The sequence below is a fragment of the Limobrevibacterium gyesilva genome (genome assembly GCF_025989185.1).
In the GTDB taxonomy this organism is placed as follows: Bacteria; Pseudomonadota; Alphaproteobacteria; order Acetobacterales; family Acetobacteraceae; genus Limobrevibacterium; species Limobrevibacterium gyesilva.
The window spans coordinates 1-24,053 of record NZ_JAPDNT010000040.1; the positions used below are offsets into that span (position 1 = coordinate 1).

General features: G+C 66.1%; 26 protein-coding genes and 3 pseudogenes. 24 read left to right on the forward strand and 5 right to left on the reverse strand.

Annotated elements, in window-relative coordinates; genetic code table 11:
- A partial coding sequence (locus OL599_RS23480) for a transposase (protein WP_264716476.1) occupies positions 1–202 on the forward strand: 202 nt, incomplete at its 5' end.
- Positions 203–480: 278 nt separating this feature from the next.
- On the forward strand, positions 481–831 hold the full coding sequence (locus tag OL599_RS23485; protein ID WP_264716477.1) for a MarR family transcriptional regulator: 351 nt from the start codon (positions 481–483) through the stop codon (positions 829–831).
- 127 nt (positions 832–958) lie between these two features.
- Here the strand turns inward: OL599_RS23485 and OL599_RS23490 are convergent, their stop codons facing one another.
- Positions 959–1,426 carry a hypothetical protein gene (locus OL599_RS23490; protein ID WP_264716478.1) on the reverse strand — a complete coding sequence of 156 codons (468 nt, stop codon included), beginning with the start codon at positions 1,424–1,426 and terminating at the stop codon, positions 959–961.
- Positions 1,427–1,882: 456 nt separating this feature from the next.
- Between OL599_RS23490 and OL599_RS23495 the strand changes: the two genes are divergently transcribed.
- The 18 genes and pseudogenes from OL599_RS23495 to OL599_RS23575 all read left to right on the forward strand — a co-directional run.
- On the forward strand, positions 1,883–2,209 hold the full coding sequence (locus OL599_RS23495) for a hypothetical protein (RefSeq protein WP_264716479.1): 327 nt from the start codon (positions 1,883–1,885) through the stop codon (positions 2,207–2,209).
- Between the two features lie 88 nt (positions 2,210–2,297).
- On the forward strand, positions 2,298–2,429 hold the full coding sequence (locus OL599_RS23500) for a hypothetical protein (RefSeq protein WP_264716480.1): 132 nt from the start codon (positions 2,298–2,300) through the stop codon (positions 2,427–2,429).
- A 24-nt stretch (positions 2,430–2,453) separates the two neighbouring features.
- Positions 2,454–2,759, forward strand: a complete 306-nt coding sequence (locus OL599_RS23505) for a hypothetical protein (protein WP_264716481.1) — start codon at positions 2,454–2,456, stop codon at positions 2,757–2,759.
- Between the two features lie 972 nt (positions 2,760–3,731).
- Positions 3,732–4,079: a hypothetical protein gene (locus OL599_RS23510; protein ID WP_264716482.1), complete on the forward strand. Its 348-nt coding sequence runs from the start codon at positions 3,732–3,734 to the stop codon at positions 4,077–4,079.
- A gap of 249 nt (positions 4,080–4,328) precedes the next feature.
- Positions 4,329–5,288, forward strand: coding sequence for a hypothetical protein (locus OL599_RS23515; protein ID WP_264716483.1), 960 nt, complete (start codon positions 4,329–4,331; stop codon positions 5,286–5,288).
- 208 nt (positions 5,289–5,496) lie between these two features.
- Entirely contained in the window at positions 5,497–5,784 is a 288-nt protein-coding gene (locus OL599_RS23520) for a transposase (protein ID WP_264716505.1), read from the forward strand.
- A 121-nt stretch (positions 5,785–5,905) separates the two neighbouring features.
- A complete protein-coding gene (locus tag OL599_RS26200; RefSeq protein WP_408886985.1) occupies positions 5,906–6,211 on the forward strand; it encodes an HAD family hydrolase in 306 nt (101 codons plus the stop codon).
- On the forward strand, positions 6,103–6,453 hold the full coding sequence (locus OL599_RS26205; RefSeq protein WP_408886984.1) for a hypothetical protein: 351 nt from the start codon (positions 6,103–6,105) through the stop codon (positions 6,451–6,453). The genes OL599_RS26200 and OL599_RS26205 overlap by 109 nt, the downstream gene beginning before the upstream one ends.
- Positions 6,450–6,911 (forward strand): Cu(I)-responsive transcriptional regulator, encoded by a 462-nt coding sequence (cueR, locus tag OL599_RS23530; protein WP_264716484.1) that lies wholly within the window; start codon positions 6,450–6,452, stop codon positions 6,909–6,911. Before OL599_RS26205 ends, cueR begins: the two co-directional genes overlap by 4 nt.
- Positions 6,912–7,170: 259 nt before the next feature.
- Complete coding sequence (locus OL599_RS23535; RefSeq protein WP_264716486.1) at positions 7,171–9,282, forward strand: protein-disulfide reductase DsbD family protein; 2,112 nt, start codon at positions 7,171–7,173, stop codon at positions 9,280–9,282.
- Between the two features lie 59 nt (positions 9,283–9,341).
- Entirely contained in the window at positions 9,342–9,704 is a 363-nt protein-coding gene (locus OL599_RS23540; RefSeq protein ID WP_264716487.1) for a hypothetical protein, read from the forward strand.
- Positions 9,705–9,739: 35 nt separating this feature from the next.
- Positions 9,740–11,203 carry a multicopper oxidase family protein gene (locus tag OL599_RS23545; protein WP_264716488.1) on the forward strand — a complete coding sequence of 488 codons (1,464 nt, stop codon included), beginning with the start codon at positions 9,740–9,742 and terminating at the stop codon, positions 11,201–11,203.
- On the forward strand, positions 11,200–11,676 hold the full coding sequence (locus OL599_RS23550) for a DUF411 domain-containing protein (RefSeq protein WP_264716489.1): 477 nt from the start codon (positions 11,200–11,202) through the stop codon (positions 11,674–11,676). The genes OL599_RS23545 and OL599_RS23550 overlap by 4 nt, the downstream gene beginning before the upstream one ends.
- 128 nt (positions 11,677–11,804) lie before the next feature.
- Positions 11,805–12,065, forward strand: coding sequence for a hypothetical protein (locus OL599_RS23555; protein WP_264716490.1), 261 nt, complete (start codon positions 11,805–11,807; stop codon positions 12,063–12,065).
- 208 nt (positions 12,066–12,273) lie between these two features.
- Positions 12,274–12,840: a class I SAM-dependent methyltransferase gene (locus OL599_RS23560; RefSeq protein WP_264716506.1), complete on the forward strand. Its 567-nt coding sequence runs from the start codon at positions 12,274–12,276 to the stop codon at positions 12,838–12,840.
- Between the two features lie 116 nt (positions 12,841–12,956).
- Entirely contained in the window at positions 12,957–13,523 is a 567-nt protein-coding gene (locus tag OL599_RS23565; RefSeq protein ID WP_264716491.1) for an SCO family protein, read from the forward strand.
- 21 nt (positions 13,524–13,544) lie between these two features.
- The gene (locus tag OL599_RS23570; RefSeq protein WP_264716492.1) at positions 13,545–14,069 is read left to right on the forward strand and encodes a copper chaperone PCu(A)C; all 525 of its coding nucleotides are present in this window, start codon (positions 13,545–13,547) and stop codon (positions 14,067–14,069) included.
- Between the two features lie 136 nt (positions 14,070–14,205).
- Positions 14,206–14,319 (forward strand): annotated as a pseudogene (locus OL599_RS23575) (IS5/IS1182 family transposase); the annotation flags it as partial.
- 271 nt (positions 14,320–14,590) lie between these two features.
- Here the strand turns inward: OL599_RS23575 and OL599_RS23580 are convergent.
- The 3 genes from OL599_RS23580 to OL599_RS23590 form a co-directional block, all read right to left on the reverse strand.
- Positions 14,591–15,643, reverse strand: coding sequence for a tyrosine-type recombinase/integrase (locus OL599_RS23580; RefSeq protein WP_264716493.1), 1,053 nt, complete (start codon positions 15,641–15,643; stop codon positions 14,591–14,593).
- A gap of 498 nt (positions 15,644–16,141) precedes the next feature.
- Positions 16,142–17,764 (reverse strand): AAA family ATPase, encoded by a 1,623-nt coding sequence (locus OL599_RS23585; protein ID WP_264716494.1) that lies wholly within the window; start codon positions 17,762–17,764, stop codon positions 16,142–16,144.
- Positions 17,761–18,093, reverse strand: coding sequence for a DUF6634 family protein (locus OL599_RS23590; RefSeq protein ID WP_264716495.1), 333 nt, complete (start codon positions 18,091–18,093; stop codon positions 17,761–17,763). The genes OL599_RS23585 and OL599_RS23590 overlap by 4 nt, the downstream gene beginning before the upstream one ends.
- A 1,278-nt stretch (positions 18,094–19,371) precedes the next feature.
- Here OL599_RS23590 and OL599_RS26210 point away from each other — a divergent pair.
- From OL599_RS26210 to OL599_RS23610, 4 genes and pseudogenes are all read left to right on the forward strand, one after another.
- Positions 19,372–19,509: pseudogene (locus OL599_RS26210) on the forward strand (RadC family protein); the annotation flags it as partial.
- Between the two features lie 407 nt (positions 19,510–19,916).
- Positions 19,917–21,333: pseudogene (locus OL599_RS23600) on the forward strand (IS701 family transposase).
- A gap of 86 nt (positions 21,334–21,419) precedes the next feature.
- Positions 21,420–21,584 carry a hypothetical protein gene (locus OL599_RS23605; RefSeq protein ID WP_264716496.1) on the forward strand — a complete coding sequence of 55 codons (165 nt, stop codon included), beginning with the start codon at positions 21,420–21,422 and terminating at the stop codon, positions 21,582–21,584.
- Between the two features lie 474 nt (positions 21,585–22,058).
- Positions 22,059–22,937: a hypothetical protein gene (locus tag OL599_RS23610; RefSeq protein WP_264716497.1), complete on the forward strand. Its 879-nt coding sequence runs from the start codon at positions 22,059–22,061 to the stop codon at positions 22,935–22,937.
- 229 nt (positions 22,938–23,166) lie between these two features.
- Here OL599_RS23610 and OL599_RS23615 read toward each other — a convergent pair whose 3' ends face one another.
- A complete protein-coding gene (locus OL599_RS23615) occupies positions 23,167–24,018 on the reverse strand; it encodes a DUF3387 domain-containing protein (RefSeq protein WP_264716498.1) in 852 nt (283 codons plus the stop codon).
- Positions 24,019–24,053: the final 35 nt, after the last annotated feature.

The window sequence follows — 24,053 nt, forward strand, 5'->3', positions numbered from 1 at the left end:
GATCAGCGACGCAGCGGGGAGTCTGCTCTCGTCTTTTGCTGCCGGTATTGCCGCCGAACGGCAGGCAATTGGTGCCGCGGTCACTCAGCCGTGGTCAAACGGGCAAACCGAAGGACAGATCACTAAACTCAAGCTGATCAAGCGGCAGATGTATGGTCGTGCCAAGCTCGATCTGCTGCGAGCTCGGCTATGCACCGCATGACCCAGCAACCGTCTGCACCGAGTGTGCGGAAGAGGCTTACGGTGACCCCTGCAAGGTCAACCGAGTCAATGGCCTAACGCGCCGATCGGCAGCGGGACCCCACGCCGAATGACAGCGGTCTTCCGAAATTCAAACTGAGACACTACCGACGTTCCCCATGGCTTGACCGGCCATTTCGGCATCACAGCCCTTCGCGCGTGGCGGTGGGCATCATGACCCCGTGCCCGTAACGTACGCCGCGTTGTGCACCGGCAAGCGGGCGGCCGAGTGGAGGGGATGTGGCAGACGATCCGTCTCAGGCGCTCATTGAGACCCTCTGCGACACCATCGTGGGCCTGGTCCGTCGCGACGTCCCAGAGCTGACCGCCCGGCAGCTCGGCGTGCTCCTGACTTGCTATGTCGATGATGGTGATCACACCGTTCGCGGCCTTGCAGCCGAGCTGAACGTGCGCAGGCCTGCGATCACACGCGCGCTAGACCGGTTGGGCGAATTGGACCTCATTCGCCGAGCACCGGATCCGGCCGATCGGCGGAGCGTGCTGGTCAAGCGCACACGGACGGGCGCCGCGTTCTTTCGAGACCTGCAGCACGTAGCGGCAGCGGCGGCGACCTCCGCCAGCGTCGCCTGATCGGTGCGGCAACACCACCAGCGATCCTCCTCATCTGCGTAACGGTTCGTGCAGCAATGCACAACCAGCCTGGCGGCTGCCGGGAGAGGGCGGGATCACCACGTCGGCCTCCCGTCAAGATTGTGGATCAGCCTCGAGCTGAATCCTCATGCAGGATTGCAATCCAGGATTCCACCACAGGCTTGAGCTGCGCGTTGGGGATCCTACCCTCCGACGCCCCGGACCTCAGGTAATGGTCGGTCGCGGACGCGATAGCGCCGCGGTCAATGGCGTCGCGAACGTCCTGGTAGACCTTCGTGTAGTATGCATCGTCCACCGGTGGCTGGGCGCCCATTCGGCCCTCGAAAAAGCCTACTTCCGTGAAGTGGCGCTTGAGATCCGCGATTTGACCGGAACCATGGGCTTCAGCGATGTCGGGATAGGTTTCGAGATAGAATTCTTCAGAAAACGGCATGCTGGCGGCTAAGGCTTGCAGCAGCGCACGCAGTAAATTTGCATCAATTGCAATCTTCGACTTGGCGTTGAGACGTTCGCGTTTAATGCGCAATTGCCGCAGAAACAGATCAATATGAGGCACGTATTCGACGGACTGCACGTCATAGCTCCTTCGACGTCGGGATAGGCGGCGACGCGCCTATGCGTCGAGCATCGCAACCGACTGTTCATAAACTGCTCTCGTTCATATTATCGAGCCGTGACGCTCGCGCAACCGGCTGCAGGTTGCTCGCTAGCGTCTAGCCCGGCTTCCACCGCCGGACGCCAACCCGCCCGGCCCGGTGGCTCGAGCCATACCCCACACCTATCGACGGGGGTCGCCACAGTCGCCAGCCATGCATTGGGCCGTCGAAGACCGGCTGCAGGAGAAGAGCGCGACCGAGGCGGACGTTGCCCCCACGCTGCGTGCGGCCGAGCGCGCCGCCTGAACGCCAGGCACGCATCCTTGCTCTGGCTGCCGCTGGACGAGCCAAGCCAGAAACCTAACGTCGAGGATATTGTCCGAGGCGGCCGTTACCGCGCGCCGCGACCCGCGGGCCTGAAGGAGGACACGGACATGACCATCTCGATCAACGTCCTGCACGGCCTCAGCAACGTCACCGACGACGATAAGGAGCGCGCCCGTTCTGCCGCCCAAGCGGTGCTCAACAAGGCTGGCGTCAGAGCGGCCGATGCGTACGTGGAGTTCCAGCGTCAGTGGCGGGAACTGGGCACGGCTGAGGCCGCCGCCGGGGGCAAGGTGCAGCACCACGACAGCCTGACCGGGCTGGCCGCGCTGTGGATCCTCGCGGAGCAGGCGGCCGATATCGCGTTGACAGAGGGCTGGGCGGACCCGAACGGCGCTTCCTGCTCGATCAGTGCCTGGCCGGACTGCCGCGGCTGAACGACAACAAACCCCAAGTCAGAAGGTCAATACGGCCGTCAAGGAACTCGCGAACGTCGCCGCCCTCGCCAAGACGGCGCGAGACCCAATGCAGAAGATCATCCTCGATCTGCATAAGGAGTTGATCGCCTTCGCCGTCGAGGTTCGTAGTGTGGATGTAGACACGCGAGACTTTGCCAGTATGCGGCTCGATATCTTCATCGACGAGCGACTCCCCTAAACCCCAAGTCAGGGACACGAGAAAATGAAAGCGCACGAACACGTCATCTTGGAGATCGCCCGCGAGCGCGAACGGCAGATCGAGGGCGAAGGCTGGACGCCCGAGCACGACGACGAGCATGTCGACGGTGAGTTGGCGATGGCGGCGGCCACCTATGCGATCCACGCAGCGAAGGGCGGAGCGCACCAGCCTGGATCGCGCCCGCTGATTTGGCCTTGGGATGTCGCATGGTGGAAGCCGAAAGACCCGCGCCGCGACCTGATCCGCGCCGCCGCCCTCATCGTGGCCGAGATCGAGCGCCTGGACCGATCCAAGGCCGACGCCCGCTGAACGCCAACAAACCCCCAGTGCGGCATTCGGTTCCGCGCTGGTCGGCGACTTTCGCGTGACCGACGCGAGCCGGGCCGAAGCATGGCGACACCTGACTGCCGGCGTCCCGGCCAACGCCTGTTCCCCGGCATGACGAGCGCTCGCGAATACGTTATCCTTGGATCGCAACAGACCAAGTGGAACAATTATGGCAGATGCACCGGTTGTCCATATCGGCGAAAACTCGCCTCAGCAGGTCGCGTTCAGGCTCTTGCATATGCTCATGGAAACGGAGTCTAAATCCCTGGATCCAAATCCAAACTCTCCGTTTACATACGCGGATCGGAAGTGGATGTTAGCCACTTATGCCGAGTGTTTATCCGCCGTGCTTCATCCGCTTGGCAGGATCAACGAATAGATTTTACCGAGATGCGTCAGGCTCGCTTCAAATGCCTGACCTCAGGGCGATGGCGTCCTCGGCACTGGCCGGGAGCCCCCGTTCCGCTGAGCCCGCCAAGCCACCCCTCGCCTCGCCCCGGAGCCCTATGCGATCCCTGCCCCCTCTGCCCGCCATCTGCGCTGTCCTCGCCGTTGCGCCGCCGCTCGCATCGCCGGTTGCGGCGCATGGTCCTGTACCAGCCATCGTGTCGGCCTGCTTCGTCCCTGGGTAGCGTCTCAGTTTGAAATTGCCTCGGCCTTCGCGGCGCGTGGGGAGGACCGGGCCGACAGCGACCTCGACCTGGCGCTCGTGGCGGAGCGTGAGGCGTTGCCTCGGCTGGCCGACTCACTCCAGGATGCATTGGTCGCACTTGGCGAGACGCTAGGTTTCAGTCCCTCCCTGGTGACACTGGGGACCGACGACGTCGTGAGGCTGGCAGCCCAACGCGACCCGTGGTGGACCGGCGTCACCAGGGATGTGGTCCGTCTGATCGGTGGGCGCCCCGAGGATCTGGCGGCGGCGCTTAGGCGAGTCGCAGGAAAGGAGGCGGCTGCATGACCAGAAAGGGCAGGGCAAAGAGCGTCAATGCCGCATCCGGGACCGATCGCCTGAAGCTGGCGCGGGCATATCTGAAGGCGGCCCGAAACGAGGTCTTGCTGGCGGAGCCGGGAGACATCGGCAATCCCGCGATGTCCCACATCGTCACCGCTGCGATCGCGTTCACGGACGCCCTCACTGCGTCCTACGCGGGGCGCGCGAACCAACAAGATCACGCCGCGACCGTGAAGGCGCTGTGCGACGCTCTCGGCGCCAGGTTGAAGTCTCGCAACTCCACCTTAGCCAGCCGATCCGATGGCCACCTCATCCAGTCCGGGAATTTCCACCACCACTGCGGACGCTAGCCGCCATCATCGATGGCAACAGGAGGCGCCCCACGCGGCCGTTGCCGTCCCTGAAGGATAGGCCGCACAGGGGAAACCTGGCCGTTCGCGGCCGGGTAGTTCTTCCACCGGGAACCACGAGGGCCCAGACCCCGTGCGTCAGCGCCGGGAATGTCGCGCCCGGAAGTCTGGCATGAGGGCGGCTTCGGCCCGCTGATCCCGCTTGCGAAAAGCATGTTCATCACATATATATGTGAACAGAGGTGTCCCATGATGCGGAACACGACGTTCAACCTCCCGAATGACCTGGTACAGCACGCCAAGGCATATGCGGCCCAGCACGGGACGACGGTGACGGCCCTCGTCCGCGATCACCTCGAGCGGGTGACCGGCTATTGCGCTGCCCGGCCGCAACAGGACGATCCCCTGATGGCGTTCTCCGAGGGACGGATGACGAAGGAGGCCGCCGTGGCCGCCCTGGGGTTGCGCGACTACTCCGACCTGCTGCTTGCCCTGGGGGAGCGCAGGCTGCTCACGCCGAGCCTGCCGCGGCACGAGGTGGAGGCAATGGCCGACACCATGGTACGCCTGCTCGGGCGGCGGGCGGCGGGAGGCGCGGCGAGCAAGCCCAGGTGTGTCCTTGTCATCCCCGACGCGGGGCCGATCAACAGCCTCTGGACCGCCGGGCGGCTGGACCTGCTGCTGGCGCTCGGCATCCCGATCGTGATGGTCGACGCGGTCTATGACGAACTGACGGGCGATCCCGCTAACTACGCCAAGGACCGCGAGGTCAAGGCGTTCCTCGACGCGCTGGCGGGAACGCGGCTGACGGTGGAAGAGACCTTCGTCGGCCAGCAGGCAAGAATCGCCCGCCAGCAGGGCACCTTCCGCGCTAACAAGGGCATTGGGGACGCGGCCGTCGCCGAGTTTATGGGCGACGGCATCGGGGACTACGTCGACAACGGCTCACCCGTCCTGCTGCTGTTCGAGGACGCCGACTTCCGTTCGGTCCGCTTCGTCCGAAAGTCCGACAATCTGCACATGCTTTCGACGGTCGCGATGCTGCGTGGCATGGAGCGGATGGGCCTCATCGAATCCGCCGACACGGTCATTGCCGCGATGACGAATCCCACCGACCCGACGAAGCGGCCGCGTATGCTCCGCGACCTGCCTGATGGCTTCGAGGACGAGGCCGTCGGTGGCAGCACGTGGCAGCCCGGCCGCAGCTAGTGCTGCCGACGGCGAGTCGGCATCGCAAGATCCGCATGAAGCCGCTACATCCTCGGGTTCGGCCCGACACATTCCGGCTCGCGGGGCGCCACGAAGGCCCCAGTTCGCGTGTCAACTCCCGGGATGTCGCGGCTCGGATGACGGGGATCTCCGCTTCCGCGGCGGCTGCCCCGAAGGCCGCGATCCTCCGGAGAGGCACCGCTTGGTCGTGGTCGAGGATCTGGACGTTCAGGCCGTGACCGTTTCCGCGCGGGGTGATGTGGACGGACCCGGTTCGAATGTCGCACGGAAGGCGGGGCTGAACCGCGCCATTCTGTCCGTCGGCTGGGGCACGGCGACCCGCATGCTCGGCTACAAGACGGTCTGGTACGGGGCGGAGCTTGTCCGCGTCCCGGCAGTCGGCACGAGCCAGACCTGCCGGATGCGCGGCCACCGCGACCCGGACTCGTGGCCCAGCCGGGACGTGTTCCGCTGCACCGCGTGTGGGTACGTGTAAATCGGCTCCTTACGGTGACCCTTGCAAGGTCAACCGAATCAATGGCCTAACACGCCGATCGGCGTCGGGCCCTGGCGCCGAATGACAGCGAGTCCTTGGGCTGGTGGCCTTCGGCGACACCGTGAAGGAGTCCGCACGCGCCGCGGTCGACCAGCTGCACCGGCAGGGCGTTCGGACCGTCATGCTGACCGGCGACGGATGGGGCGCCGCGAACGTGGTGGCTGAGTCCTTGGGGATCGACGAGGTGGTGGCCCAGGTGCTGCCGGAGGGCAAGGCCGACGCGGTCGCCCGCCTGCGCGGCAAGGGAAAAGCGTCGCGATGGTCGGCGACGGCATCAACGATGCCCCGGCGCTCGCCGCGGCGGACATCAGCATCGCCATGGCGACAGGAACGGACGTGGCCGTGCACACCGCTGGCGTCACCCTGATGCGCGGCGACCCTGCCCTGGTCGCAGGCGCGCTCGACGTGTCCCGCCGGACCTACCGCAAAATTCGCGAGGGGCTCTTCTGGGCCTTCGTCTATAATCTGCTCGGTATTCCGCTGGCAGCGCTGGGCCTCCTCAGCCCGGGCGTCGCCGGGGCGGCCATGGCGCTCAGCAGCGTCTCGGTCGTCGGCAACGCATTGCTGCTGCGTAGCTGGAATCCGCGGGCCGGAAGGAACTGGCCATGAACATCGGGCAGGCCGCGAAGGCGTCGGGCGTCTCCGCCAAGATGATCCGCTACTACGAGAGCATCGGCCTCGTTCCGCGCGCCGGGCGCACGGCGGCGGGCTACCGCGTCTACACGGACGCGGACGTGAACACGCTGCGTTTCATCCATCGGGCCCGGGAGTTCGGCTTTCCGATGGACCGCATCCGACTCCTCGTCCGCCTCTGGCAAGGCCGCCAGCCCAGCCGCGAGGTGAAGAGGGTGGCGCTCGAGCATGTGGCCGAGCTCGACGAACGCATCGCGGGGCTCACTGCCATGCACGATGCTCTCGAGGAATTGGCGGACGCATGTCACGGCGACCATCGGCCGGAATGCCCGATTCTGCGCGATCTCGATGGTTCCGGCCGTCCGGCCCCGCCCGCGCCTGCCCTTTCCGGCAAGCGACGTGACGCAAATCATGCGTCGCGCACCGCGCAATAGGCCCGGCCAGTTGGTGCTCGTCTTGAACGGTTTCCTGGCCATGCTCGCAAGACGCGCGGTGCCGAACCGAATGCCCCGATCCGCTGGAATTCACTGGCCCTGCGTGGCCGGGACGACGCAAGGCAGGCGTAACCTGCGACGAGGTGATCGTGGACACACCGAAGCTGCGGCGGTTTCCCATGTCGAGCCGCCCTCATGCAGCATTGAAGCGCGTGCCCGGGCGCATCGCCCACCGGCCGGCCCAGGAGAGTATGGCTCCATGGCCCGCAATCTCCCCCTCGGGCGCCGCATTCAGGGCTGCGCGCGCCTGCTGCTGGGCGCCATCGCCATCATTGCGTGGCCCGGCGGCTCACCGTGGGCCGCCACAGGTCCATGGGCATCGGGAGAGACCGTGCGCACCCGCCTGCTCACTGCGACGGACGCCACGGGGCAGGACAGCGACATCCACGCCGGTCTCCAGGTCTCCCTGAATGAGGGCTGGGACACTTATTGGCGGTCTCCCGGGGACGCCGGAGCGCCGCCGACGGTCGACTGGTCCGGCTCCGCGAACGTCGCCTCGGTGGACTGGCGCTGGCCCGCGCCGACCCGCTTTACGCTGTTTGGACTGGAGACATTCGGCTACCTGCACGAAGTTGTCTTCCCGCTGACAGTGCACCCGGAGCGGCCGGGCGAGCCCGTCGCGCTCCGAGGCAAGCTCGACATCCTCGTCTGCAGCACCATTTGCGTCCCGAAGAGCCTGGACCTCTCGCGCGACCTGCCCGCGGGCGCAGCAACGGCGGACCCGGAGGCGGCCAACCTCATCGCGCGCTACGAAGCGCGGGTGCCGGTCGACGGGCCCCGGTCCGGATTGTTCGTGGACGGCGTCGAGGTCGAGCCGGGCAACCCGGGCTCCCTGAAGGTCCGGATCTCCTCGCGGGACCCCTTGTCGACGCGGGCGGATGTCATCGTCGAGAGCCCGAGGTGGAGCTTCGGGAAGCCCGTATTCTCACTTGGCGCCGACGGCAGGACCGCGACGGCCACATTGCCGCTTACGGCCGGGCCAGAGGCCGTCACGATGCCGGGGGCCGATGTCACGGTCACCCTGGAGGACGGGCCGCGCGCGTCGGAGACCGCTGCATCCGTCAAAGCGGGGGCCGCCCGGGGACAGGGGCGGCTCGACGGTCTGCTGCCCTTCCTGGGCGTGGCGTTTCTCGGTGGATTGATTCTGAATCTGATGCCCTGCGTCTTGCCGGTACTCGGCCTGAAGCTGATGGCAGTGCTGCGCCACCAGGGACGGGCGCGTCGGCAGATCCGCCTCGGGTTCCTCGCGACGGCCGCAGGCGTGGTCGCCTCGATGCTGGCGGTCGGGGCCGTCCTGGCGGGGCTCAAGGCGGCCGGGCTGGCCGTGGGTTGGGGGATGCAGTTCCAGCAACCCGTGTTCCTTGTCCTGATGGCGGGGACCCTCGTGGTCTTCGCCGCCAATCTCGCGGACTTGTACGAGTTCGCACTGCCGCCTCGGCTCGCGACGGCGCTGGGCGAGGCAGACGGGGACGGCGTCGGAGGCGGATTCCTCGCGGGCGCATTCACGACGGTGCTGGCCACGCCATGCTCGGCCCCCTTCGTCGGGACCGCGATCGCCTTCGCGCTAGCCCGGGGGACGGGCGAGATCCTGACCATCTTCGGCGCGCTCGGGATCGGGCTCGCCGCCCCGCATTTCCTTGTGGCCGCGGTCCCGGGCCTGGTCCGGCTTCTGCCAAGGCCGGGCCGTTGGATGCTCGCGCTGCGCCGGATGCTTGCCACGGCCCTGGCGGGCACGGCGCTCTGGCTGCTGATCGTGCTCGCGGCCCAGACCTCCTGGCAGGCGGCAGCCTCGGCGGCGGTCGCCCTCGCGGTCCTGGCGGCGGCGCTGGCCCTGCGTGCGCAGATCGGCGCGATTGCCGCCGCGGCAATGGCTGCCGTCGCCCTGCTGGGAGCCGTCGCCGCACCTGCAGTGCTCCGCGCCCCGCTGTTGCGGACCGCGACAACGACCTGGGCTCCGTTCGACGAGGCAGGCATCCGGAAGCTCGTCGCCGAGGGCAAGACCGTGTTCGTCGACGTGACGGCGGAGTGGTGCGTCAACTGCAAGGCCAACGAGGTTTTGGTCCTCGGCCGTTCCGAGGTGGCGAGCGCTCTTCGGGAGCCGGGCGTTGTCGCAATGCGGGCGGACTGGACACGGCCCGACCAGCGCATCACCGACTACCTGGGCAGGTACAGCCGGTTCGGCATCCCCTTCAACGCCGTCTACGGGCCGGGTGCGCCGCGGGGCATCGTGCTGTCGGAGGTGCTGACGCGCGATGCGGTTCTGGACGCTCTCCGGCGCGCCCGCGGCAACGGCAAAGTGTCGTTCCGGTGAGGGAAGGCCCGGCCGGGACGAGCTTGCCCGGCCGGTTCCGGCCGCCCTATATTCTGGCCATGGCTACGCCCGCCCTCCGGCGCTTTCTGCTCGTCGTGACCGCCCTCGCATTCGTGCTGGCGACGGCGCTGCCCGGGAGTGCGCGGGCCATGCCGATGCCGGATGGCATGGCGATGGGTGGAAGTCCCGCCCAGCCCTGCGATGACTGCCCGGGCAAGGCCCCTGCCGGAGATCCCGGAGCCAAGATGATGGTTTGCGGCGCCCTTGCCTGCGCGGGGATCGTAACTGCCGCGCCGGTGCCGCTGGTCCTGGAAGCGCCGTTCTACGCCGGATTCGAATATCCGGCGCAGGCATCCGCGAGCCAAGCGGGCGTGGCACTCCCTCCTGACCCGTTCCCGCCCAGACCGATCCGCCTCGTCTAACCGCGGTCCCCCAAGGCGGCCGCGGGAGGATCCCCATGCCCGTACGCGGCCGTCCCTGGTTCGGCGCGCGGGCACGACGAGGACAGGTCATGCCCACCACCCGCTTCCCGGCGCTGAGCCGTCGGGACTTCCTGAAGACCAGCGGCACGCTTGCGGCCGCAACCGCCCTGCCGCCGGGAAAGGCGCCCGGGCCCGCCTTCGCCACCCGCCTGACGCCCGCACCGGCCCGCGTGCCGATGGTCGGTGACGATTTTCCCGCAACCGCGGTCTGGGCCTACGGTGGCTCGATGCCCGGCCCCGTGCTCCGGGTCCGCCAGGGCGCGCCATTCCAGGCCGTCGTCCGCAACGGCCTGGACGAGGACACGACCGTGCACTGGCACGGCGTCCGTCTGCCGAACGCCATGGACGGCGTGCCGGGGCTCACCCAGCCACCCGTCAGGCCTGGCGGGAGCTTTAGCTACGCGTTCACGCCGCCCGACGCTGGGACGTTCTGGTACCATCCCCACGCCGACGGCTTGGTGCAGATGGGCCGCGGCCTGGCCGGGGCGCTGATCGTCGAGGAGGCCGAACCGCCGCAGGTGGACCGCGAGCTCGTCTGGGTCATCCAGGACTGGCGGCTGACGCGGGACGCCCAGATCGACCCACACTTCTCGAGCCGGATGGCCGAGGCGATGGCGGGCCGTATCGGCAACACGGTGACGCTGAACGGCAGGGTGCCGGACGCCATCAAGGTCCGCGCTGGCGAGCGAACCCGGCTGCGCCTCATCAATGCGGCAACGGCGCGCATCATGGCGCTCCGGTTCGCGGGCCATCGGCCGGTCATCGTCGCGCTCGACGGCCAGCCCTGTGACCCGCACGAGCCCGCGGGCGGGCGCCTCCTGCTCGGCCCCGCCATGCGCGCCGACCTCATCCTGGATGCGACCGGCGAGCCGGGCAGTCGCCATGCCGTCACGGACGATTTCTACGGCGACGAGCTTGCCTACAGCCTCGTCGAGTTCGCGTACGAGAGCGGCCCGCTCTTGCGCGAGCACGCCTTGGACGCGTCAGTTCGGCTGCCACCCAATCCGCTGCCGACGCCGGAACTGGCCTCGGCCGAGCGGCACGTTCTGGCGCTGCAGGGCGGGATGATGGGCGGCATGGACATGATGGGGATGCGCGGGTCAGCCGCCTGGGCGATCAACGGCATGTCGATGACCGGCGACGGTCGGACGGGCATGTCGCCGCTGCTGACGCTGGCGCGCGGGCAGACCTGCGTGCTGTCGCTCCGAAACGAGACCGCCTGGTGGCACCCGATGCACCTGCACGGGCACAGCTTCCGTCTGCTGACCCGGAACGGCGCCGCGGTCCCCGGAACGGTATGGGGCGACACGGTGCTGGTGCCGCCACGAGAGGCCGTGGAGGTCGCCTTCGTCGCCGACAATCCGGGCGACTGGATGCTGCACTGCCACGTCATGGACCACCAGGCGAGCGGCCTGATGACGGTCATCCGGGTCGCATGAACCAACGCTTCGAGCACGAGAGGAAACAGACGATGAAGCCAATCTCCCGCCGGGCCGCCCTGCTGATGGCCGCCTGCGCCCCGCTGCCCGCGCTGTCCGCCGCGCCGACGCAGGTCACCCTCTACAAGAACCCGCAATGCGGCTGCTGCGAGGGATACGCGGCCTACCTGCGGCAGAACGGCTTCGCTGTGGATGTGAAACCGACGAACGACCTCGACACGATGAGCCGGGAGGCGGGCGTGCCCGATGAGCTCGAGGGCTGCCACCTCTCGATGATCGACGGCTACGTGGTCGAGGGGCACGTTCCCATCGAGGCCATCCGCAAACTGCTGGCCGAGCGTCCGCCACTGAAGGCGATCACATTGCCGGGCATGCCCGAGGGTTCGCCGGGGATGACGGGGACCAAGCAAGGGCCGTTCACCGTCTACGCCATCGCCAAGGACGGCGCCGCCAGCGTCTACATGAACATTTAGCCGAAGGGCCCGGCCGTTGGTGGCGCGCATGCGAACCCCGAGCAAAGCCGACCGCGGCCGTGGCAAGCGCCCAGGCGCCGGAAGACGCCAGGGACGCGCGGACAATGCAAACCTGAAGGAGGCCGACGATGACAAGGATTTCGAGGCACCTGTTCGCGGCGTCCACGCTGCTAGGCGTCGCCGCGCTCGCCGTACCCGTGTTTGCCGACAACGGGTACGGCAACATGATGGACCGCCACGGCATGGGCGACATGATGGGACGCCACATGCCCCGGGGCGACATGGCCGGGATGTGCGGCGAGATGATGCAGAGCATGCAGGGTGGCGGGCGCGATCGTCGCCCGAACGACCAGTGGCGGCGCCCTACGCCTACCCCGGAGCGTGACTGAGTCCTTTGCGGCCGGAGCCAGGCAATGATGCACAACATGATGGACGGCGACATGGGTTGGATGATGTCGGCCATGGGGTTGGTGTGGCTGCTCGTCATCGTCCTGCTCGTGCTCGCCGTCGCGGCGCTCCTGAAATTTCTGCTCCGTGACTGAGGGGAAGGTGGGCATCTACGGGCGATTCGTCCTACCCCGCCTGCTGGCGCTGGCCATGCGGCACAGGGACCTAGTGCCCCACCGGGAACGCATAGCCGGTGCCGCGGAGGGCCGGGTGCTGGAGATCGGCATCGGCTCCGGGCTGAACCTGCCGTTCTACGGTCCCAGCGTTCGCGAGGTGCTCGGCATCGACCCGTCTCCGGCGCTGCTCGCGATGGCGGAGCCCCGGTGCCGCGAGGCGGCGTTCCCGGTCAAGCTCATCGAGGGCACGAGCGAGCACTTGCCGCTTGAGGACGGAAGCGTGGAGACGGTGGTGACCACCTGGACCATGTGCAGCGTCGGTGACCCGCTCCAGGCGCTGCAAGAGGCAAGGCGCGTTCTGCGGACCGGCGGCAAACTCCTCTTCGTGGAGCATGGCCGCGCGCCGGAGCCGGGTGTGAGGAAATGGCAGGACCGCCTCACCCCTGCCTGGAGGCGGATCGCCGGGGGTTGTCATCTGAACCGGAAGATCGACGAACTCATCGTCGCGGCGGGCTTCCGGATCGACAGCCTGGAAACCGGATATCTTCGCGGACCGAAACCGATGACCTTCACGTACGAAGGGCAAGCGAAACCAAGATGACGCGACCTCCAAAAGCTGACGTGCCCATCGCCTCCGGACCGGAGTCTCGGGTCAATCGAGGCGCTCCAATGGGACCGATGAGGCGCCGGTTCGGACTCCTTCTCGCGGTTGGCTGCGTGGCCTTTGTCCTGTTCGCGGCCAGCACGTTCATGCTCTCCGAAAGGCACCGCGGCGAAGGGCAGGTGGCGAGCGCCCCGCCCGACATCGGCGGGCCATTCACGCTCGTGGACGGCAGCGGCAAACAGGTCACCGACCGCGAATTCCGGGGCAAGTACCTGCTCGTCTATTTCGGCTACACCTACTGTCCCGACGTGTGTCCGACCACGCTCGCTGAGGTGTCGGCCGCCCTTGACAAGCTCGGCTCCAAGGCCGCTCAGGTGCAACCGCTGTTCATCACCGTCGACCCGAAGCGCGACACGCCCGAGGTGATGAAGCGGTACACGGATGCGTTCGACTCCCGCATCATCGGGCTAACCGGCACGCCCGAGGAGATCGCCGTCGTCGCCAAGGAATACCGCGTCTACTACGCCGCCGACCGCCCCGGCGACGGGCGGGACGACTATACCGTCGACCACAGTTCCATCCTCTACTTGATGGGGCGGGACGGCGAGTTCATGGCTCCCATCCGCCCCGACGAGTCCGGCGCCGAGATGGCCGCCGAGATCTCGCGGCACCTTCGCTGAGCAACACGGGAGCCAACCTCCATGCGCCGCCGCCTTCTTTGGACCCTCGCCCTCGTCCCCGCCACCCTCACGGCCGCCAATGCACAGGCCGAAGCCCCGCGGGTCGCCGACTCGGGCGGCATCACCATCGAGCGCGCCTGGGCGGGGGCGACGCCCGGCCGCGCCAGGACCGGCGCGGTCTACATGACCGTCACCGACCACGGTGCGCCCGACCGCATTGTCGGCGTCAGCACGCCGGTGGCCGAGACGGCCGGGATCTACCAGTCCTCCAACGAGGACGGGGTGATGAGGATGCGACCCGTGGACAGCCTGCCGATCGCGCCCGGCACGCCGATCGCCCTCGCGCCGGGCGGCTACCACATCATGCTGACGGGCCTGAAGCATCCCCTGGGGCAGGGCGAGACATTTCCGGTGAAACTGACCTTCGGGCACGCGGCCCCGGTGACTGCGACGGTCACCGTCGAACGGGCGGGCGCATTGGTCCCGACTGACCATGGCGCCATGCGGGGCCACGGGATGGGGATGGACGGACAGACCGAACGGTGACGAAGTCTCCAAGGGGGATGTGATCGGTGCCCAATGTTGGTGCCTGTGAACCGGCGCAGGGTCCCGGTGCCGATCGGCGCGCCAGACCATTGATATGGCAAACATTGCAGGGATCACCGGACGGCGCCGATCTACAATCGACCGCAATCGCCGCCTCACACTCGACTTCGAGGCCACTGTCGCATCCGCCGAAGCCTTCCTTTACGCCGTCTCCGCCATGCTATTGCTCCGAAGGCTCGGCCGTTGCTGAGGCGATTCGGAACTGACTCTAAGATGGCCCGAGACGGTACCACTGGTCACCGCAACCAGTGGGGGGTGTCGCTGGTGCCGAGGTTAACCACAAGACACTGAACGGCATGCCGAGTCTCGCATTAGACACAGGCGACATCGCAGCCGTCTGGGAGGTCCGCGTTTTATCCGCCTGTCGTCCTTGGTGATCTGCTCCGTCAAGGCGGATTGCGAATGCCGTCATGCGCAGTGTGCGCCGGACGAGGCCCTCGGCGCGTCCAGGAATATGCGCCTCACTTTCGGCTGCCTTTGGCCTCAGCTTCGCGGTTGGTCGTTTCCGCCGCGATTATACCGCGGTACCAGAAGGCGAGGATCTCCGGCTTCATCCCTTCTGGCGCGAGGTGAGAGTAGCGGTCGGCCATGTCGAGCGATTCCCATGCGCCGTCCTCCTTCAACTTCTTCAGATTTCCGTGGACGGCATAGTGCCAACTCGCCCAGCTGTGCCGGATAACATGCAAGGAAACCCTGCGCAGGATGTCAGCCTCCCTCGCTACCGCCTGAAACTGTCTGTTGATCTGTGCCCCCGAAATCCTCGGGTCGGGGTGCCAGGGACGCCCGTTGGCCCGGCGGAAAACTGTGCCGGTCTCCTTCGTCCCAGGCAGGATGGCAAGCGCTGCAATTGCTCGCGGCGGTAGATCGACGATTCTGTCCTTCTCGTCCTCAGGTCGGGACTTGACCTCGCGAAGCGTTGCTCGCGCGTAACGCAGCTGGACGTGGGCCCAATCCAGGCTCAGCACCTCGCTCCGCCGCGCGCCCGTGCAGAACATGAACTCGAACATCGCCGCGAGATGGGACGGCGACAACGCGACGATACGCTCTGCCTCCTCCGGAGTAAGCCACTCCTTGCGTCGCTTCCCCTGCCGGATGCTCTCGAAGACGGGAATGGCGCACCAGCCCCGGATCGCGGCATGCCGAAGCACAGCCTTCACCGGTGTGAAGACTTCCCGCAGCTTTGTTGCTGGCGCCGCATTGGCATCCGTCAGTGCCTCGCAAGCAGCGTCGAGCAACTCCTGCATCACTTGGTCGCAGCGGACGTTTTGCCGTCCTGTTTGCTTGAGCCAGGCGAGGAAGCGGTTCAAGCGGCGCTTCGTGTCCTGCGACCGCGGACGCTTCAGATAGCTGAGCGCCGCCTCCCCGAAAGTGCGCGTCGGCCTCACGCCGTGCGTGGCGCTCCGGTAGATCTCCGCCTCGCGGGCGGCGCGCCTTTCCTCGGCGAGCTGTGGGTTGACAGTGCCAGCGCTCTCTCGAACGCGTTGGCCGCGGACGGTCCCAACCAGCCAGAGCATCCTGGTGCCGGGTCGGCGGGTGACTTTGAGGGGCATCGCAGCTTACCGATTAGGTCGTTGATGGCGACTAAGTCGAATAGGACCCGCCGTCCGGCCTTGATGATCGGCGGCCGATGACGGGTGACAAGGAGGCGAAGGGTTCGCTCGGGAACGCGAAGCAAAGCGGCCGCCTCGCCGAAAGTCAGGAATGGCGAGTCCTCCGAGCGCGGTGGTCTGTCGGTCGACGGCCTTTTGTTACCGTCCGTGGACGAGTCGCGACTTCGGTTGTCCCAGGCGGGTGCAGTCCCCGCCGTGCCGTCATCGACCTTCGTCACCCGAGCACGCCGCCAAGGACCGTCCCTGGCAGCCGGATCCGCCAGGTCAGCGTAGCAGTCGCGAAGCATGTCTGCGGCTCGTGCGCGTATCCGGGTGCCAACGGTCCACGGCAGAGCCAGGGTCAGCGAACGGCGACCCTCATCGTCCCCCGCAATGGTCAGCGGGCCAGCGGTTCGCACGCGGTCACTGGCGCACATAGGCATCCTCCCGGGCGGAAAAAACGGCCTCAACCAGCCGCGCCAGCCGTCGTAACGATCCACCGCGCCAGTGCTTGGCCAGAGCCGCGAGCTCCTCCCCCGTCAACGGGAGTGCCCAGCGCGGATCGAGACAACGGTCTGTCACGGCTGAGCAGAGCAGTCTCGACGCCAGTGCTTCGAGATGCTCAGGCCCCGGGTCCGGAAATGGCAATAGGCGGCATCGATCGCGCAGCGGGGCTGGCAGAGAGTTCACCGAGTTCGCCGTGGCAATCCAGACAATGTGCGACAGGTCGACCGGCGCCTCGATGTAGGGGTCATGCCAGCACGCGGCGGACCGCGGTTCGAGCAGACCAAGCAATGCGTCGAGAAGATTGCCGTTGCGCCTCGACTCCCCGACTTTCTCAATTTCGTCCAGGATGATTGCGGGAGACGCCAGCCGGTGTCGCCGTACGAGGCTGACCGGCAAAGAGGGTTCTCCCGTCGACCATCGGCGAGCAGTTCCCGCCAGCGAAGAGTCGCCGACACCGCCGCACGAATAGACCTCGTGTGGCAGCCCAAGAAGTGTGAGAAGGCGCGCGCCGAACGTCGTCTTTCCGCATCCAGGCGAACCGTACAGGATCAGCGGGCGCAGGCGAACATGCGTGCACCCCAACAGTTCGTCCAGAACCGCTGCGATGACCGGATCCGCGTGTGGAAAGTCGTCCAGCAGCGCCGACCAGAGATTCCGCAGGTCCGGGACTTGCACGAGCGGCAGCTGTTGACCGAGTAAGGAGGCGAACTCCTTGCTGACTTGCTTGCCCTCGGTCGTTGCGTCGTTGCCTATCGACGAGAAGACGATCACTCGAGGCGACCCCACGTGATCATCGGCTGCCTCTGCCTCGTCGGATTGTTCGGTCTGGGCCTCAGGGCCCTCGTCGATGATGCCTGAATCGTCCGAGGTCGCACCGTTCCGCCTGGCCTCGGCGGCAGCCTCCTCGGCGTCGATGCGTCGCCGCGTTTCGATGATTCGCCGGACCATGCGCTCGCCGAGGTCCGATGCCTGCGTGCGGGGTTCGAGCCAGGAGGTCCCATGTGCACCGTTGCGGCGCGCCGATGGCAGGTGACCACTCGCGAAGAGAAGCCAGCCGACGGCAGCTTCCGCGAGCTCTATAAGCTGTTCGTCTGGCGTCCCGTGCGCGTAGGCAAGCGAAATGGCTTCACCGGCAACCCGCCAGGCGGATGCGTTGCAGCCGCACGCGGCCGCATAGAATTCGCACCGCCGCAAGCCCTCCACGGGATCGGGGCCTTTCCAGCCTTCGACGTCGATCGCTGCGCGGAACGCATCAATGGCCCCGCTGAACGCGTCCCGGTCGGGCGCGAAAGTCAGTGATATCATGGCTGTGCGGAGCGCTGCCGAGACGAGGTCATCGCCGTGCAGCCGGGGCACCAGGCGCTCAGCGAAGGTCTGAGCATCCACGCCGAGGTCATTGCCACAGAATGGCATGCCACGGAGCAGTTCCACGAAGGTCGGCAGGTGTCTGCCCTGCCCGGCGGCTTTCGCACGGCGCTCCCAGTGGTGCCGGCGCGCCTCATGGTCGCGACCCGCGCGATGCGGCTCAGAGGAACTCATGGCCGTTCTCCGGGGGCGAGGACGCGCCCGAGCCGGTAGTAGCGGGACAACGTGCGCGCCCAGCCAAGGTCAAGGGAGAGGGCCCAGACATCGGAGGTCTTTATGACCGGGCCCGTCAGGAAGGGGTGGCCTTGGTTGCCGCCGACCAGACACGGGAGTTCCCGTGTGCCGAAGCCAACCGGGTCGAGCAGTGGCGCGCGGGCCAACTCCGCGATGCTCGGCCGGTCTCCCGTAGCGAGCCGCTCCAGATCGGTGACAAGCGCCTCCAAACGGGCGACAAGGCCCGCGACGTCGCCGACGATATGTCGGCGACCCACAATGATTGTCATGGGAACCTGCGGTTCTGGATGAGGCCGGGTATCCCCGGCTGACGATGAGAGGACGAGCGGATGGGCGGCTGAACTGCTACTGCAGTTTTGGCGGGGCCAGATCCCCGCGGTTGCGTTGAGCGAGGACCGGGAAGATTTCCTGTCCAAGGCCGGACAGCCTGATATCCGAAACGACGTAGCCAGCGCGGCTCCCCGACCGGATGGGGCGAGGTCGGACCATCCCATCAGGCTGGTTTTCGGCGGCGACACCACGGACGATAAAGTTGTGACTTCGGTCCCAGACCGTCACATACAGATCCACCTTGTACTCCTGGAGCCGCTGCCGCATCCGGACCGCGAATGACCCCCCGGGAATCGCGGACCGAACCTTAGATCGGAGCTGGTTCCTACAGAATAAACCCTTGGATTCGGCCAGTCGGCCGCAAGCCTTGCACTGCAGATCGACGCCGTGCTGCTCACAGCCCACCAGTTTCCAGTTGCGGTTCCTGCAGGAGAGGCACGGGCAATGCTTCTGGATTATTCTGACCGCATGGCATCCGTTCTTCTGTCGAGCCGTCATCATCCTTAGCGCTCCGCAGTTGGTTGCGATGCACAAACCGTCCGATCGAAAAACGACAATGTCCACAACCTTTTTCGCAAGCATACAGATCGTCTGTTCATGGACGGTTTGCGGTGCGCCCGAAGGAAAGGCTAATGGGTTGGAAGGGATACTTTAGGATAGAGAGGCGGCCGGAAGGATTGCTGCGCGCCGATTGCAAGGAATCCTGCAGAATTTCATGCAACTTTGGCGCGAATGAGTTTGAAATTATCGCGCGATACGATACATGCGGCGCGCATCACAAATGCGCGAGCGGGGTTTGGCGGTCCGCCGGAACCCAGGACGGCGATGTCCAGGCTTCGTTCAAAAGGCCATGGCGCCATCGTTCATCCCCATTCAAGCTTTTTCGCACCATGATGATGACCGAATAACGATCCTGTGCGGCGGCTTTGAAAACTAGACACATGGCGATATCGAAATATCCCGGCTGGAGTCTGATGCGGCGCTTGCTGGGTGGCGCGCGCCAAACCGACGGCGCCAGGCACGACCGCACGTACGATCGTCGGGCGGAGGGTTTCTCTGAAGTCTTCGACCCGGCCCCCGTGTCGCCGGAACGCAGGGCGGCTGCACTCGATGCCGCCGTTATCAACGTGGCGCTTGTGACCGAAGGCAAGGTTTCCTTGGCGCCGGTCGATGGCCTGCCGTTCCCGAGCACTGGTCCGCACGGGCACCGGAGCCGGATGCGAGATCGGCTTCTGACGCGAGGGCCCGATGGCCTGGCCGATTACGAGCTGCTGGAGATGTTGCTGTTCCTGGCAATGCCGAAGGGGGATACGAAACCCTTGGCGAAGGCGCTGATCAACCGCTACGGCAGTTTTGCTGGCGTGCTGACCGCCTCACAGCAAGAGCTTCTGGACACGCGCGGCCTGGGCACGCACAGCGTCGCCGCACTTAAGCTGGTGCAGGCCGCAGCGGTGCGTTTGGCGCGCGCCGAGGTGATGGACCGACCAGTCCTGGGCAACTGGGATCGCCTCATGGACTACCTCAACGCGGTCCTGTCGGGCGAGAAGATCGAGCATTTCCGGGTCCTGTATCCTCGATACCCGCAAGCAACTACTCGCCGAAGATGCGCAGGCCCGTGGTACGGTGAACCACACGCTCGTTTATCGGCGCGAGGTGGTAAAGCGAGCGCTAGTCTTACTGTGTCATAAACTTCTTGTACGATTCAGCGACCTGTGTGTACGGATGGAGATTCTCACTCGTGGAGGCGGGTTGTGGGTCTCGAATCCAAGGCACGCGCGGCAGCGAATCACGGTTTGCCGCCTATGTCGAGGCGATCAGGTCGGCGCTCGGTCATGCCGATCGCGCGGCGCCTTTCCAATCGTATTGCGCGGGACTGCTACTGCCCGGCGATCGCAAGAGCGTCGAACCGATGGCCGCGCGCGTGCAGCCAGGGCGCGTGCAGGCAGCGCACCAGTCGCTGCATCACTTCGTGGCGAAGGCCGATTGGTCCGATGGCACGGTGCTCGCGGCGGTGCGCGCCCGTGTCCTGCCCATCATCGAGCGGCCCGATCCGGGCCTTGAGCGTCGACGACACCGGCGTACCCAAGAAGGGCAAGCACTCGGTCGGCGTGGCGCGGCAGTCTTGTGGACAGCTCGGCAAACAGGACAACTGCCAGGTCGCGGTCAGCCTGTCGGCGGCGAACGATCACGCCAGCCTACCGATCGCCTATCGCCTGTATCTGCCGCATGAGTGGGCTGATGACCCCGACCGGCGTGCTCAGGCAGGCGTGCCTGACGATGTCGTCTTCCAGACCAAGCCCCAGATCGCACTTGACCAGCTTCGGGCCGCGCTTGCGGCCGGGATCGAAGCCGAGGTCGCCTTGGCCGGCGCGGGATATGGCACCGACACCGCCTTCCGCGACGGCATCACCGAATCCGGCCTGCCCCATGTCGTTGGCATCCAGTCCTCTACGAGCCTGTGGCCACCCGGCGTGGAACCGCTGCCACCGAAGCAATGGAGCGGGCGTGGTCGTCGGACGTCCGCGATCCGTCGCGACATCGAGCATCAGCCGATCTCGGCCAAGCAACTGGCGCTGGACCTTCCCAAAAAAGCCTGGCGGCGGGTCTCCTGGCGCGAAGGCAGCAACACCAGGCTCGCCTCGCGCTTCGCCGCCGTGCGTGTCCGGCCCGCGCATCGCGATTATCATCGCTCCACGCCCAGACCCGCGGAATGGTGCCTGATCGAATGGCCCGCGGACGAACCCGAGCCGACGAAATACTTTCTGTCCACGCTGCCCGCGAACATCAGCCGCCGTGCCCTGGTAAACACCGCCAAGCTGCGCTGGAGGATCGAGCGGGACTATCAGGATCTCAAGCAGGAACTCGGGCTCGGCCACTACGAGGGGCGAGGGTGGCGTGGCTTTCATCATCACGCCACGCTGTGCATCGCAGCCTCCGGATTCCTGATCTCCGAAACGGGAGCAATTCCCCCCTCAGGACAACGCGGCGCCCTTCTCATCGAAGAACATCCCCTTCCCGACGGTTATCGACCTCGCGGATCCCCCGATCCGACCTGAGCGTCACGTCCTAAATTCAATCACATCTGTCCGTGTCGCCATCGCCCGCGCCATTGCTCGCACCATGCCGCGATGCCCATGCTGCCAGCACCAAACACGCCGTCCTACTTTATGACACGGTAAGACTAGCAGGGTGCGCCGATATCATCCTCCTTACGGGGCGCATCGCGTTTGGCGACGGCTCTGCCCCTGCCCCATTCCCCTCCGCCATGCTCGGCTACGGCCTGACCGAGCGGGAACGGGAGGCGTTATTCGCCACGTTCCCCGACTCGTGGCATGTCGCGGCGCTTGCGAGAGAAGTCCGCGATCCCTGTGCGACCGAGTGCACCGCCACTGAGCTGCAGCAGCGCGCGGCCCTGAAAGCCACGACCTAACTAGACTTTCAAAGCTCCCGGCGCACTTCACGCGCGGGAGACGCGGGCAGGATCAGCCAAAGAATATGGCGCCCGAAAGAGTCCTTATCTCGGATCCCTCGTCAGGCTGCTCTGCGCGTTCCCGGCCCCTCATTCACCCGCGGCTCAGGTTTGCGAAAAGGCCCGCAAGGCCGCGCCTACCAGAGGCTTCATACCAGCGGCCCTGTCCGATGACCGCTCTCGCCCCCCTTGCGGCCGTTCGTTGCACGCGGCGAGCTCGGCCGCTCGCGACCCTTCTCGGACACTCAGGCGACCGTGATCGACGTCAGGTGTTGGCCGTTGGCGGTCCGGCTGCTTTCGAGGTTGAAGGTGAGGAAAGCGGCCTTTCAGCGTTCTAGCTGGGCTGGCTGGACCGACCCCCTTGTCGTCCTGGAGGTCCGGTGATTGCGGCCGATCGCGGGGCTAGTATGATGCCAGTTAGAAATGGAGCGACGAATGGCCAAGGGGGGCGGGGCTAAGCAAAAGGCGGGCTCAGCCAAGGAAGAGGCGAAGCGCCTGCAGCCGTCGAGGGAGGTGCTGCGGAACCTCTATCTACTGTCCGGCAACAACTGCGCCATGCCAGGCTGCGAGCATGTTCTAATCAACAATGCAGGCACGATGGTCGGGAAGATCTGTCACATCGAGGCCGCTGAGAGGGGTGGCCCCCGATTTCGAAAGGATATGTCGAATGAAGAGCGGAGAGCGGCTGCGAACCTGATCCTGCTGTGCTCGCCGCATCATGACGTGATCGACGACATGAAGAATGTCGCCGACTGGCCGGTCAAACGCCTGAAGGAGATCAAGCGGCAGCACGAGGATACGTTCCGCGAGGTGGGGGAGACGCTGGCGAAGGCATTCCGGGCACAGTTTCAGGATAGCACAGCAACGACGGCGGTGCAGAAGGCAAAGAGCCTGGCGCGACTGTTGGCGCATTCGACCTACTCGGACCTGACGACCAAGCAGGTGAAGGCGGCGCAGAAGGGGCTAGATGCCTTCGCGGACCGCCTTCAAAACGTGCCTCAGCACGAGCGAGAGTTCATGCTCGCCATCGTCCAGCGGGCGATCCGGCTGAGGAAGAAGTCCACTGCTGCGGTAAATGTCTACGACGTGCAGAGCGCGCTGGGCCTCGCGCACGAGACAATCAAGAAATATGGCGAAGCACTGGAGCGGTATGAGGTCGGTGGGATCGTTGAGGCCGACGAAAACCAGTACGAGATGCAGATCTATGATCCGAGCGACTATGTCGGCTGGATCGATCTGGCGGGGTTCTGCGCGGATGAAGGGATTGACCTGCGCCAGATCATCGTGGAGCGGCGGCTCAACTTGCTCGATTGAAAGCGTTCAGGCCAGGGTGACGCGGTCCAGCAGCCAATTCGAGAATAGGCCTCTACAAGTGTCTGCTTCTGGGTGTCGCAACTGAAGCAGCGAACGGCATAGTTGGGCGCAGAGCGGACCTGGGGCCGCAAGCTCTCTAAAGCCGCTTTCCACGCGAAGCGGTCAAGGGACAGGGCCGCTGTTATCAGAACTATCACCCGGCACTTAGCACTCGCTCCACGTCCTGGTGTCATTCGGCATGGGGGCCCGACGCCGATCGGCGCGTTAGGCCATTGATTCGGTTGACCTTGCAAGGGTCACCGTAAGGAGCCGATTTACATACGTCCACCTTTGGCTTCCAGAGCTCCTCCGGGTACGGCTCCTGTGGCAGGGCATCCAGCACTTGCTCAATGGTCCAGCGCACGTCGCTCCGGGTCTGCTGGCGCCGCCGCCACTCGAACACGGCGGCCTTGTCGTGCAGGCGCTGGAGCAGATCACGGGCGACCTTTCTGACCTCCAGGTCATGCGCCCTGGTCTGCTTCGGCTCCGGCCTGGTGAGCAGGTCGTAGATCGCCAGTCCCTCCTCGCTCAGCCCCTCCCGGGCAGCGCGTCCCTGCTCCTCGTCGATGCTGCGCATGAAGGCCTTCAGCTTCTCGAACGTCTCGGCGACGTCGGCCGTCGCGGCGTTGTATGCGTCGATCAGCTGCTCCAGCTTCTCTCCCCGGGGGGTTCTGGCGCACTGTCTCCTCCACGGACTTTCCGGCCTGGGCGCGCAGCTGCTCGACGGCGTTTTCGGCGCCTTCAGGAAAAGCTCGGCCAGTCTCCCGAAGTCGATCTTCGAGAGGTCGGTCATCCCCCTCGTGTTGTCGCCTTCGCGCACCGGAGCGGTGATCTCGACGCCGAGGATGTTCTCGTCCAGCAGCGCCTCCACCTTGGCCGCCAAGGCGGAGATGTCGGGCGGTCCGAACTGGTTGCGGACAGCTTGGGCCACCACCGCCATCCGCTTCAGGAACGGGGCGGCACCGTCGTCCGGCAGCACGGCTGCGGTAGCGCGTGTGTCGGCAAAGGCCAGCAGAGCACAGTCTCGGCCGAACTCCGCCAAGCCTTCATCTAGCCCGATCGCGCTAGGGCAAGCCA

Coding starts and splice junctions, on each gene's coding strand:
- OL599_RS23555 (WP_264716490.1), top strand. CDS start 11,805: ATGACAAGGATTTCGAGGCACCTGTTCGCGGCGTCCACGCTGCTAGGC.
- OL599_RS23570 (WP_264716492.1), top strand. CDS start 13,545: ATGCGCCGCCGCCTTCTTTGGACCCTCGCCCTCGTCCCCGCCACCCTC.
- OL599_RS23505 (WP_264716481.1), top strand. CDS start 2,454: ATGAAAGCGCACGAACACGTCATCTTGGAGATCGCCCGCGAGCGCGAA.
- OL599_RS23610 (WP_264716497.1), top strand. CDS start 22,059: ATGGCCAAGGGGGGCGGGGCTAAGCAAAAGGCGGGCTCAGCCAAGGAA.
- OL599_RS23550 (WP_264716489.1), top strand. CDS start 11,200: ATGAACCAACGCTTCGAGCACGAGAGGAAACAGACGATGAAGCCAATC.
- OL599_RS23605 (WP_264716496.1), top strand. CDS start 21,420: ATGCTCGGCTACGGCCTGACCGAGCGGGAACGGGAGGCGTTATTCGCC.
- OL599_RS23585 (WP_264716494.1), bottom strand. CDS start 17,764: ATGAGTTCCTCTGAGCCGCATCGCGCGGGTCGCGACCATGAGGCGCGC.
- OL599_RS23535 (WP_264716486.1), top strand. CDS start 7,171: ATGGCCCGCAATCTCCCCCTCGGGCGCCGCATTCAGGGCTGCGCGCGC.
- OL599_RS23590 (WP_264716495.1), bottom strand. CDS start 18,093: ATGACAATCATTGTGGGTCGCCGACATATCGTCGGCGACGTCGCGGGC.
- OL599_RS23540 (WP_264716487.1), top strand. CDS start 9,342: ATGGCTACGCCCGCCCTCCGGCGCTTTCTGCTCGTCGTGACCGCCCTC.
- OL599_RS26205 (WP_408886984.1), top strand. CDS start 6,103: ATGGTCGGCGACGGCATCAACGATGCCCCGGCGCTCGCCGCGGCGGAC.
- OL599_RS23560 (WP_264716506.1), top strand. CDS start 12,274: ATGCGGCACAGGGACCTAGTGCCCCACCGGGAACGCATAGCCGGTGCC.
- OL599_RS23515 (WP_264716483.1), top strand. CDS start 4,329: ATGATGCGGAACACGACGTTCAACCTCCCGAATGACCTGGTACAGCAC.
- OL599_RS23510 (WP_264716482.1), top strand. CDS start 3,732: ATGACCAGAAAGGGCAGGGCAAAGAGCGTCAATGCCGCATCCGGGACC.
- OL599_RS23500 (WP_264716480.1), top strand. CDS start 2,298: ATGCAGAAGATCATCCTCGATCTGCATAAGGAGTTGATCGCCTTCGCC.
- OL599_RS23580 (WP_264716493.1), bottom strand. CDS start 15,643: ATGCTCTGGCTGGTTGGGACCGTCCGCGGCCAACGCGTTCGAGAGAGC.
- OL599_RS23495 (WP_264716479.1), top strand. CDS start 1,883: ATGACCATCTCGATCAACGTCCTGCACGGCCTCAGCAACGTCACCGAC.
- cueR (WP_264716484.1), top strand. CDS start 6,450: ATGAACATCGGGCAGGCCGCGAAGGCGTCGGGCGTCTCCGCCAAGATG.
- OL599_RS23545 (WP_264716488.1), top strand. CDS start 9,740: ATGCCCGTACGCGGCCGTCCCTGGTTCGGCGCGCGGGCACGACGAGGA.